Origin of the sequence: Serratia sp. AKBS12 (genome assembly GCF_024793895.1) — a bacterium.
GTDB lineage: Bacteria > Pseudomonadota > Gammaproteobacteria > Enterobacterales > Enterobacteriaceae > Serratia_F.
In genome coordinates this window covers 14314-25960 of record NZ_JANUSB010000016.1, presented here as the reverse complement: position 1 = coordinate 25960, position 11647 = coordinate 14314, and the positions used below count along the sequence as shown (strand labels likewise).

At 56.5% G+C, this 11647-nt stretch carries 9 protein-coding genes; 2 read left to right on the top strand and 7 right to left on the bottom strand.

Annotated elements, in window-relative coordinates; genetic code table 11:
• The first annotated feature begins 67 nt into the window (after positions 1-67).
• Positions 68-1168 (top strand): PQQ-dependent sugar dehydrogenase, encoded by a 1101-nt coding sequence (locus tag NYE85_RS19490; RefSeq protein ID WP_309600881.1) that lies wholly within the window; start codon positions 68-70, stop codon positions 1166-1168.
• Between the two features lie 26 nt (positions 1169-1194).
• Here the strand turns inward: NYE85_RS19490 and NYE85_RS19485 are convergent, their stop codons facing one another.
• The 4 genes from NYE85_RS19485 to NYE85_RS19470 form a co-directional block, all read right to left on the bottom strand.
• Positions 1195-1815: a glutathione S-transferase family protein gene (locus NYE85_RS19485; protein WP_259006402.1), complete on the bottom strand. Its 621-nt coding sequence runs from the start codon at positions 1813-1815 to the stop codon at positions 1195-1197.
• 90 nt (positions 1816-1905) lie between these two features.
• Entirely contained in the window at positions 1906-2562 is a 657-nt protein-coding gene (locus NYE85_RS19480) for an HAD family phosphatase (RefSeq protein ID WP_259006401.1), read from the bottom strand.
• A gap of 145 nt (positions 2563-2707) precedes the next feature.
• Positions 2708-3853 (bottom strand): PLP-dependent aspartate aminotransferase family protein, encoded by a 1146-nt coding sequence (locus tag NYE85_RS19475; protein ID WP_259006400.1) that lies wholly within the window; start codon positions 3851-3853, stop codon positions 2708-2710.
• 11 nt (positions 3854-3864) lie between these two features.
• Entirely contained in the window at positions 3865-5232 is a 1368-nt protein-coding gene (locus NYE85_RS19470) for a cystathionine beta-synthase (protein ID WP_259006399.1), read from the bottom strand.
• Positions 5233-5742: 510 nt separating this feature from the next.
• Here NYE85_RS19470 and NYE85_RS19465 point away from each other — a divergent pair.
• Positions 5743-6948, top strand: a complete 1206-nt coding sequence (locus NYE85_RS19465; protein WP_259006398.1) for a serine hydrolase — start codon at positions 5743-5745, stop codon at positions 6946-6948.
• A 75-nt stretch (positions 6949-7023) separates the two neighbouring features.
• Here the strand turns inward: NYE85_RS19465 and NYE85_RS19460 are convergent, their stop codons facing one another.
• From NYE85_RS19460 to deoR, 3 genes are all read right to left on the bottom strand, one after another.
• Positions 7024-8391: an L-serine ammonia-lyase gene (locus tag NYE85_RS19460; protein ID WP_259006397.1), complete on the bottom strand. Its 1368-nt coding sequence runs from the start codon at positions 8389-8391 to the stop codon at positions 7024-7026.
• Between the two features lie 92 nt (positions 8392-8483).
• The gene (locus NYE85_RS19455) at positions 8484-9782 is read right to left on the bottom strand and encodes an HAAAP family serine/threonine permease (protein ID WP_259006396.1); all 1299 of its coding nucleotides are present in this window, start codon (positions 9780-9782) and stop codon (positions 8484-8486) included.
• A gap of 949 nt (positions 9783-10731) precedes the next feature.
• Positions 10732-11496: a DNA-binding transcriptional repressor DeoR gene (gene deoR / locus NYE85_RS19450; protein WP_259006395.1), complete on the bottom strand. Its 765-nt coding sequence runs from the start codon at positions 11494-11496 to the stop codon at positions 10732-10734.
• Between the last annotated feature and the right edge of the window lie 151 nt (positions 11497-11647).

Here is an 11647-nt window from a genome sequence, read left to right as displayed (position 1 = left end):
CACCGAAACGGCGATGCCATACCGTTGGGCTACACTGAATGAGCACGTTGTTAACCCTGGAGGATGCATGCCCCGAGTGATATTGATGGCCGGTTTGTTATTGGTGAGCGGCTGGTTGCAAGCCGCGCCGGTGGTAACTCAATTGCAGGACAAACTTGAACACCCATGGTCGCTGGCCTTTTTACCCGGCGAACAGGGAATGCTGATTACCGAACGGCCTGGCCGCCTGCGCCTGTGGCAGCAAGGCAAGGGGCTGTCGCCGCCGATCGCCGGCGTGCCACCGGTATATGCGCAAGGACAGGGCGGCCTGCTGGAGGTGTTGTTGTCACCGGAGTTCGCCAGCAATCGCCGGGTTTATCTCAGCTTTGCCGAACGCGGTAGCGATGGCAAGGCTGGCACTGCCGTTGGCTATGGCCGTTTGAGCAACGATAACGCCCGACTGGACGATTTCCGCGTGATCTTCCGCCAGCAGCCGAAGCTGTCGGTCGGCAACCACTTTGGCGGCAAGATGGTGTTCGACAGGCAGGGGCATCTGTTTATTGCTCTGGGGGAAAATAATCAGCGGCCGACGGCGCAGGATCTGGACAAGCTGCAAGGCAAGATCGTGCGGTTGACCGCCGAGGGCAAGGTGCCTACGGACAACCCGTTTGTCGGCCAGTCGGGCAAGCGGGCCGAGATCTGGTCCTACGGTATCCGCAACCCGCAGGGGCTGGCGCTGAACCCGTGGACCGGCGTGGTCTGGGAGCATGAACACGGCCCGCGTGGCGGCGATGAAATCAACATTCCGCAGGCCGGCAAAAATTACGGCTGGCCGCTCGCCACCCACGGCATCAACTATTCCGGCTCGCCGATCCCTGAAGCCAAAGGGCCGCAGGCTGACGGCACTGAAGCGCCATTACACTACTGGGAAACCTCCCCGGGGATCAGCGGCATGGCGTTTTATGATGCGTCGCGTTTCCCGGCCTGGCAGCATTCGCTGTTCATCGGCGCGCTGGCGCAAAAAGCCTTGATTCGTCTGACGTTGGTCGGTGACAAAATCGTGGCGGAAGAGCGGTTGCTGAGCGATCGCGACGAACGTATTCGCGAGGTACGCAGCGGGCCGGACGGTTATCTGTATCTGCTGACCGATGACCGCGACGGCAAGCTGTTGCGAGTGGGGGACTCCTGACGCCTCGCGGGAGGCGTCAAGGTGCATCAGGTCATGGTGGTCATTACGCCGCTGCGATAAGCCGGTCGGGCGCACAATTGCTGATACCAGCGTTCCATATGCGGACGCGGGCGGCGTGCGATCGGCATTTCAAACCAGGCGTAGATAAAGCTGCCGAGCGGAATATCACCGATGCCGAGCTGGTCGCCGGACAGATAGGGCTGTTGGGAAAGGGTGTCTTCAACGATATCGAAGCACTTTTCCAGTTCGGCGATGGCCGCTTCGATTTTCAACATATCGCGCTGGTCGGGTGGGGTGCGTACCATGCCCCAGAACACCGGGCGAAACGGGGTGACGATGGTGGCGGTCGCCCAGTCCATCCATTTTTCGGCGGCAGCGCGCTGCCGCAGATCCTGCGGATAGAACGGCGCCTTGCCGTATTTGGCCGCCAGGTAGCGTACGATGGTATTGGATTCCCACAGCACAAAGTCATCGTCCTGCAATAGCGGCACCAGGCCGTTTGGGTTCAGCGCCCGATAAGCGGCTTCGTCCACTTTGCCGTAGGCACCACCGGCATTGATATGGCTATAACTCAACTCCAGTTCTGCGGCGCACCAGAGTACTTTTCTGACGTTGTTCGAGTTTTCACGACCCCAGATAGTCAGCATAAAACGCCTCTTTGGTTGATTGACGGATTAGCTTTAATTCCTACGCTACAATCGGCGATTTGTCACTGCCGGAAGCGTTTTGCCTTCATTTCAACGTTCCCAACGGCACACTTCCCAGCCGTGTTGCAGTGCCAGCGCATGTAAATCGGCATCCGGGTTGATTACCGTTGCACTGTCGACATATTCCAGCATCGGCCGATCGTTGATCGAGTCGCTGTAACCGTGAATGTAGCTGAACTGCCGCTGCGGCTGCTGTTCCAGCCACTGCTGCAGGCGGATCACCTTGCCCTGCCGATAAGTCATGGTGCCGTAGGTATTGCCGGTATAGCGGCCCGCGGCGATTTCGACGCCTATGGCCAGCGCGCCGTCGGCGCCCAGTCGTTCGGCAATCGGTGCGACCAGATGTTCGCCGGTGGCCGAAACCACCAGAATGCAATCGCCGCGTTCACGGTGCCATTGCAGCCGCTCACGCGCGGCAGGGTAGACGCGCGGCAGAATATCGCGGCGGATGTAGCGTTCCACCCAGCCGGCGACGGTTGGCACGCTGCAACCGGCCAGCGGAGCCAGCGTCGCCCGCATATAGGCTTCCATCGACAACGTGCCTTGATAGTAATGCTGCATCAACTGTTGTTCTTGCGTGACCAGCTCCGCCGGCGCAAATCCCTGAGACACCAGCCAGCGGATCCATAAGCTGGCGCTGTCGTCGTCAATCAGGGTTTCATCCAGGTCGAACAGGGCTAAATCCATCGGTGCTTCTCCGGCAGGGTCATGTCGCGCTTAAGGATAGCGAACAAGGGGATCGCCAGCCAGCCACGGCGGCGAAATTGCGCTGAGCATAAGAAACACCGATGACGCTTTTGCGACAGCTGGATGAACGTTTGTCTACCGTAGGCTATTCCTCCAGCGCCTGTTGCAGATCGGCGATCAGATCGTCTGCGTCCTCAATGCCCACCGACAGGCGCAGCAACTGTGGCGTAATGCCGGACTTCAGTCGCTGTTCCAGCGGAATTGAGGCGTGGGTCATACTGAACGGCTGGCCGATCAGGCTTTCCACACCGCCCAGGCTTTCGGCCAGCGTGAACAGCGACAGGCGGGCAATCACCCGGCGTGCATAGGCCTCATCTCCCCTCAGGCGCAGTGAGATCATACCGCCAAACTGCCGCATTTGCCGCGCCGCCAGCGCGTGTTGCGGATGGCTGGCCAGGCCGGGGTAATAGACGTTTTCCACCTGTGGCCGGCCTTCCAGCCACTGGGCGATGCGCAGTGCACTGTGGCTGTGGCGCTCCATGCGCAGCGCCAGGGTGCGGATACCGCGCAGGGTCAGGAAACTGCTGAACGGATCGAGGATGCCGCCCAGCGCATTGTGCAAAAAGCCCAGCTGTTGCGCCAACTCGGAATTGTTGCCAACCACCGCGACGCCGGCTACCACGTCGGAATGGCCGTTCAGATATTTGGTAGCGGAATGTAGCACCACGTCGAAGCCATACTCCAGCGGGCGCTGAAGCGCCGGTGAAGCGAAGGTATTGTCCACCACGCCGATCAGCCGATGCTTTTTGGCGATCGCGGCGATGGCTGCCAGATCCGCCAGCTTCAGCAGCGGATTGGTCGGCGTTTCCACCCAGATCATTTTGGTATCGGCCTCGATCGCCTGTTCCAGTGCGGCGCTATCGCCCGGGGCGACATAGGTCACCCGTAGCCCGGCGCTACGGCTGCGCACCTTCTCCAGCAGGCGATAGGTGCCGCCGTATAAATCGTCGACTGCCACCAGATGGCTGCCCTGATCGAGCAGTTCCAGCACCGTAGCACAGGCTGCCAGCCCCGAGGCAAAGGCATAACCGCGGCTGCCGCCCTCCAGTTCGGCAATGGCCTTTTCCAGCGCGCTGCGCGTCGGATTGCCGCTGCGTGAATATTCATAACCGGTAGGTTCGCCGGGCGCCGGTTGCGCATAGGTCGAGGTAGCGTAAATTGCCGGCATGACCGCGCCGGTGGCGTCCGGAGTGTAACCTGCATGTACGCTTTTGGTGGCAAATGTGCTCATGATGTTTCCTTTTAGGCTAATTTCTGACGCCAGGCGTTCAGTAGATCGGTACGTGTGATAAGACCGAGGAAGCGCTCGCCGTCGAGCACCACCGCGACGTGGCCGTGAGAAAAGGTCGCCATCAATTGCCGTTGATCGGCATCTTTTTGCAGGGTTTGTACCGCGCGCGTCATGGCTCGTTCGGCCGGAAGGTTGAAGTGGCTGGCGTCGGCCTGCAGCACATTGAGCAGATCCCATTCGTCAATCAGCCCGACCACGCGGTCGTTGTCCAGCACCGGCAGTTGTGAAATGTCATACAGCCGCATGCGCGCATGTACCACGGCCAGCGTGTCGTCCGGCGCGGCGGCAACCGTCGCCCCCTCATCATGGCGGTAGGCAATCAGATCGCGCAGGTCGCCCTGCGACGGGCGCTGCAGCAGTCCCTGTTCGCGCAGCCAGTAATCGTTATACATTTTTGACAGGTATTTATTGCCGCTGTCGCAAACGAAGGTAACGACGCGTTTTGGCGCGGTCTGCGCACGGCAGTAGCGTAGCGCGGCGGCCAGCAGCGTACCGGTTGACGATCCGGCCAGAATGCCTTCCTTGCGCAGTAGTTCGCGGGCGGTGCTGAAAGCTTCGCGATCGCTGATACGATAGGCCTTGCGCAACCGGTCGAAGTCACCGAGCGGTGGTACGAAGTCTTCGCCGATGCCCTCGACCAGCCAACTGCCGGCGTCGCCGATTTGGCCGTTATCGAGATAATCCGCCAGAATCGATCCGGCCGGATCCGCCAGCACCAGTTCGGTGTCTGGCGAGACGGTGGAAAAATATTGGCTCAGCCCGCCCAGCGTGCCGCCGGAGCCGACGCCGACCACGATGGCGTCAATCTGGTGTTCCATCTGGTGCCACAGCTCCGGCGCGGTGGTCCTGGCGTGCGCCGCCGGGTTGGCCGGGTTGTTGAACTGGTCAATATACAGCGCGCCGGGAGTTGCTGCCGCTAGCCGCTGGGCATAGTCCTGATAATACGCCGGGTGACCCTTGCCGACGTCGGAACGGGTCAGCAGCACTTCTGCACCCAACGCGCGCAGGTGGGAAATCTTCTCGCGGCTCATCTTATCCGGCACCACCAGCAGCAATCGATAGCCTTTCATCGCCGCGACCAACGCCAGTCCCAGTCCGGTGTTGCCGGCGGTGGCTTCAATGATGGTAGCGCCGGGAGACAGCAGACCGTCGTGCTCCGCCTGTTCGATCATCGACAGCGCCACGCGGTCTTTGATCGAACCGCCGGGGTTTTGGTTTTCCAGCTTCACGAACAGGCGGCACGGGCCGGTATCAAACTGCGTCAGTTCCAGCATCGGCGTATTGCCAATGGTGTCGAGTGCGGATGTTGCGATTGCCATGGCTTTCTCCAGGATAATTCGGTTTTAAAACCGTTACCTGGATGATAGCGCTGCAATTATGCCTATTAAAAAGAACAAATAGCCGGTTTATATGTCATTTTGGAATATATTAATCTTTATTTGGACATCAAGGCGTATGGCCGTATGGCAGTCAATACGTTTGGCTGGCTGCCGGTGTGAAAAGGCGCGGTAATAGTAACGTAGGGCCGTAGGGTCAATCGGCGGTGGTACGAAAAATTGCTGTTTGGCGCGGTTTTTACTCAATTTGTGGCCTAAAGCGTACAGTTATGTAAAAGTCCTGAAAAGCATCGCTAAACCCTGCAAAAATAAGATAAATCTAATAAACTCACAGCAAGGGCCGTTTCGGTACATAAATTAAATCAATACGCAATCGCCGGGAGTTGGCGACTGGAATGATGTACCGGGCACTTCTCGCTGGTTGGCTGAAAACGCAACAGGTTTGAAAGTTAACGCTATTTCAATAGTTTGAAAGGACACTCTGGCGACGATATGATGAAAAAAAATATCTCTTCCTCCCTTAAAAAGCTGACCTTTAGCGTCGGTATTCTTTGTCTTGCAGTGCCTGCGGTTCAGGCTGCCACGCCACCGGCTCCGCCACAGGTCGACGCAAAGGCGTTTGTGTTGATGGACTACGACAGCGGCAAGATCCTGGCCGAAGGCAACCCGGATAGCCGGCTCGATCCAGCCAGTCTGACGAAAATCATGTCCAGTTACGTGATCGGCCAGGCAATCAAGGCCGGCAAGATCAAGCCAACCGATCTGGTTACCGTTGGTAAAGACGCCTGGGCTACCGGCAATCCGGTGTTACGCGGTTCATCGTTGATGTTTATCAAACCGGGCGATCGGGTGCCGGTGATGGAGTTGAATAAAGGCATCGTTATTCAGTCCGGCAACGACGCCAGCATTGCGTTGGCGGACTATGTGGCCGGCAGTCAGGAATCCTTTGTCTCGCTAATGAACGGCTATGCCAAGAACCTTGGCCTGCAGAATACGCATTTCCTGACGGTGCACGGTCTGGATGCCGAGGGGCAGTTCAGCACCGCACGCGATATGGCGCTGCTGAGCCAGGCATTGATTCGCGATGTACCGGATGAATACGCGCTGCACAAGGAAAAGGAATTTACCTTCAACAAGATCCGCCAGGTAAACCGCAATCGTCTGCTATGGAGCAGCAATCTGTCGGTTGATGGCATCAAAACCGGCTATACCAGCGGTGCCGGCCACAATCTGGTGGCTTCCGCTACCGATGGCCCGATGCGGCTGATTTCGGTGGTGCTGGGGGCACCGAGCGATCGCGTGCGCTTTAGCGAGAGCGAAAAGCTGCTGACCTGGGGCTTCCGTTTCTACGAAACCACCACGCCAATCAAGGCAGACAAGCCGTTCATCACCCAGCGGGTATGGTTTGGCGACGTCGGGGAAGTGCCGCTGGGCGTGGCGAAAGATGCATCGATCACCATTCCGAAAGGGCAGATGAAAAACCTCAAAGCCAGTTATAAGCTCAACAGTGATACTCTGCAGGCGCCGTTGGCCAAGAATCAGGTGGTTGGCACCATCGATTTCCAGCTTGATGGCAAAGTCATCGATCAGCGTCCGCTGGTGGCGATGCAGGAAGTCAAAGAGGGGAACTTCTTCAGCCGGATCTGGGATCGGGTGATGATGACGCTGACCCAGTGGTTCGGCAGCATCTTCGGCTAAACCGGCTAACGGCCGGTTTCCGCTCGCAACGGGGTGCCTTGAACGGCGCCCCGTCTGTTTTGCAGCATCAGCCAGTCAGTTGCAGGCCACCACTTTGATCGCCAGCCCGCCTTGCGACGTTTCGCGATATTTGGCGTTCATGTCCTTGCCGGTTTCATACATGGTTTCGATCACCTTATCCAGGCACACGCGCGGCTCGCTGGTACGGCGTAGCGCCATGCGTGCAGCATTGACCGCCTTCACGGCGGAAATCGCGTTACGTTCGATACAGGGTACCTGAACCTGGCCGGCCAGCGGATCGCAGGTCAGCCCCAGATGGTGTTCCATGGCGATTTCTGCCGCAATGCACACCTGAGCCGGGCTGCCGCCCATCAACTCTGCCAGACCGGCTGCCGCCATCGAACAGGCCACACCAACTTCGCCCTGACAGCCGACTTCGGCGCCTGAAATGGATGCGTTCATTTTGTACAGTGCGCCTATTACGCCCGCGGTCAGGAAGAAGCGGCTGTAGGAATTGGTATTCACCGGCCGGATGAATCGATCGTAATACGCCAGCACCGCCGGAATGATCCCGCAGGCACCGTTGGTCGGTGCGGTAACCACCCGCCCGCCGGCGGCATTTTCTTCGTTCACCGCGAAGGCGAACATATTGATCCAATCCACCACGTTCATCGGATCGATATTGTTTTTGTCACCGGTGACCAGCATGCGGCGCAACGCGGCGGCGCGGCGCTGTACTTTCATCGGCCCTGGCAACAGTCCTTCCGTGTTCATGCCGCGCTCAATACCGTCACGCATTACCTGCCACACGGCGGCGAAATGGGCGTCGATCTCGGCTTTGCTGCGCAGCGCCAGTTCGTTCTGCATCACCAGTCCGGACAATGACAGGCCGGTGTCCTTGCAGTGTTGTTGCAGATCGCGTGCGCTGTGATACGGGTATGGCAGCGGCCGTGCATCGCTGGCAGGCAGGCCAAAATGTGCTTCGTCGACGATAAAGCCACCGCCGATTGAATAATAGGTTTGGCTGTGCAGCAACTGTTCTGCGGCGAACGCGCGGATGCGCATGCCGTTTTCATGCAGCGGCAGATTGTGGTGATGGAAATTCATGCTGCTGGCCAAGGGGAAATCCACCTGATGGCGGCCGCCGGCAACCGGCAGGCGAGCGGTGATTTCAACGTCGCGGATAAAGCCGGAGATGCTGTCAATATCCACGTCATGTGGCAGGTTGCCCGCCAACCCCATGATAATCGCGATGTCGGTATGGTGGCCCTTGCCGGTCAGGGACAACGACCCATAGACATCCACCACGATACGATGGGTTTGCTCGAGCAGCCCGCGGTCAATCAAATCGTCGACAAACTGTTTGCCGGCCTTCATCGGCCCGACGGTGTGGGAACTGGATGGACCAATGCCAATTTTGAAAATATCGAAAACGCTAACCATGGTCTCGCCTCCTTATAATGAATAAAGGCGTCAATCAAAAGGGAATGGGATAGAGCAGAAGCGCCGGCGCACGGAACGCCGGCGGTGCGGAATCAGCTGAACAGGGTGTACAGGATGGCCGACATGGCGATCAGGCCCATCAGCACCACGAAGGCGTTGCTGATATGACCGCTGTACTTGCGCATGGCAGGTACTTTGCGGATGGCATACATTGGCATCAGGAACAGCAGCATGGCGATAATTGGGCCACCGAGGGTTTCAATCATGCCCAGAATGCTTGGATTCAGCGTTGCCACAATCCAGGTGGTTACCAGCATGAAGATGGCCGTGATGCGGTTCAGCTTGTTGGCGCTGATGGTTTTACCGCGGCTCTTCAGGGATTTATGCACCATGCCGTTGAAGCCTTCACGGGCGCCAAGGTAGTGGCCCAGGAACGATTTGGTGATGGCGACGAAGGCGATAACCGGCGCGATGTATTCAATCATCGGGTTATGGAAGTGGTTGGCCAGGTAAGACAGAATCGAAATGTTCTGTGCCTTGGCTTCCGCCAGGTTGGCCGGTGACAGGCTCAGCACGCAGCTGAACACGAAGAACATCACGGTCAGTACCATCATGATGTGTGCATAAGCCAAAATGCGTGAACATTTCTTTTCGGCGTCCGCACCATATTCTTCTCGTTTCGCCACTGCGAAGGCGGAGATGATTGGCGAATGGTTGAACGAGAACACCATCACCGGAATCGCCAGCCACAGCGTCATGATCAGGCCGTGACCCAGACCGGTACCGCTACCCGCCAGTGACACGTTTTCGAAGATGGCACCGGTCCAGTTAGGGATCAGATACAGTGCCAGCAGCATCAGTACCGCGACAAACGGGAACACCAGAATGCTCATGGTCTTAACGATGGCCTGTTCACCGAAGCGCACGATGGTCATCAGCCCAAGGATCAGGATCAGCGACAGAATGGCGCGCGGCGGCGACGTCATGCCCAACTGGTGGGTAATGAAGCTGTCGACAGTATTGGTGATGGCGACGCTGTAAACCAGCAGAATCGGGTAGATGGCGAAGAAGTACAGCAGGGTAATCAGCTTGCCGGCGCTGATGCCAAAGTGTTCTTCTACCACTTCAGTGATATCTTCGCCGGGGTTTTTGCCGGACAGTACGAAGCGGCACAGGCCGCGGTGGGCGAAGAAGGTCATTGGAAAGGCAATAATTGCCATGATAATCAGCGGAATCAAACCACCGATGCCGGCGTTGATCGGCAGGAATAGCACACCGGCGCCAATTGCCGTGCCGTACAGGCCCAGCATCCACATGGTGTCAGTTTTGCGCCAGGTACTGCTTGAACCCGAAGCCGCAGAGGCAATAGTGCCGGTCTGAGTAGTGTCCATAAATATCTCCGAAGTGAACACGTTAATTTAAAATTAATAAAACGTAAGCTTAAAACCTTCGGCGTAATAGACATTGGCGCCGACGGTGAAATCAAATGTGACTGTCGGGGATAAGTACGTCCCCCTGGTTATATATTGTGCTAATTACCGTTGCCGGTTAATTTATAGCAAGTACGTTCTGCCGCAGGCAGGCAGATAAAGGTCTTTATGCCGGCGGATACCTGTCCGCCGATTTTGTTGGCGGCAAGATAACGATTTGCAGCAGAAACAACCGTGATCGCGCTCTCAAATGCACAATGTGTGCGTGTATTGGCTTTTTTGTGTTTTTTAATGCACCTGTTGCACATTTGTGTAATATTTTGTGCTGAAAGCGCTCTCAGTCGTTCTTCACTGTTTATCCGGTGTGTTGAAACTTTGTCCAGATAAAAAGCTGCTTTTAGGAATAAGGCGAGCAATATATTTTATGCGGATGGTGTGATCTAGTTAAAAACTGTCAATAAGCGTTTTTAGTGATGTAGATCACATTTGATATTAAAGTGGAATTTTCAATAAATCATTGATTTTAAAATGCTATTTTGTGTTTTTTACCCGTCTTTGCCGTTGTTCTAATTGGCTCCCGTCGGTACAAGTTTGCGTAAGGATTCATCATATAAATAGCTGCGATTGCTTATTTTTACCGCAGTCACGTTAATTCTGTGTGAATATTTGGCCGAGAATCTTCTCGCTGTTTGTCATATAAAACGCGGCGGTTATTACTCAACAGCAGATTAATGCATCCAGCTTAGGTATGGGCATCAAAAATACCGTCGCAATTTGTTGCAATTTATTAACCTGACATCGCAGAAAAATAGCAGGTCGGGGGTAACTGATTGCGCATTAATTGCGCATTTTTGCAGGGTGTGTTCGGGCAGGGAAACCGCCGGACAGACCGCCGGCGGTGGTTAAAGCATCAATAGCGAAGGGCGATGCCGTGCTGGTCAAAGAACTCGCTGAACGGGTGATCCGGTTGCCGATCGGTAATAATGCGGTCAAAGCGGGCCAGCGGCGCGATGCAGGCCGGTTTCACCTTGCCAAACTTGCTGTGATCGGCCACCAGGATGGACTGCTGCGCCATCGACATGGCGCGGTGTTTCATTTCCAGTTCATCAAAGTTGAAACAGGTTGCCCCCTGCTGCAGGCTTAGGCCGGCGGCGGAGATAAATGCCAGGTTCGGGCAGATATGATCCATCTCGTTGTGTTTACCGACGCCGCTGAAGATGTAGTTATTGGGTTTGAATTCGCCACCGCACAGGATCACCGTGCACTGTGGTTTGTCCTGCAATGCCAGGAAGGTATTCAGCGAGTGGCAGACGGCGACAAACGGCAGTTCGTCGGAGATAGCGTCAATAATTGCCGGGGTGGTGGTGCCGCAGTCGAAAAATACCGTGTCGTTTTCGTTGATCAACGGTGCGGCGAGCAACCCGATACGCCGTTTCTCGTTGACCTGTTTGGCTTTTTGGTCGGAGACAAAATAGTGGGTGACACCGTTGTTGCGTGGATCGGCCACCACATAACCGCCGAGTAGCACCACTGCGGCAGGCTCGGCGCTAAGATCGCGACGGATGGTCATTTCAGAGACGCCCAGCAATGCCGCGGCTTCTTTCAAGTGGATCTTGTCAGCACGCTTTAGCGCCTGGATTAGTCGGTTGATACGCTCTTCGCGCCGCGTTTCCATGTCGTGTTCCCAAAGGTCTAGAAATAAAGAATCATGTTGCAGCTTGCGCGGGCCGCTACACCGAAAGGGTGATAAGCACAAAAATGCGGGGCTGCGCATAGAACGCATTACCCCGCATGTTATTCGCCCGGTTAACGCTGGCGCAGTCAAC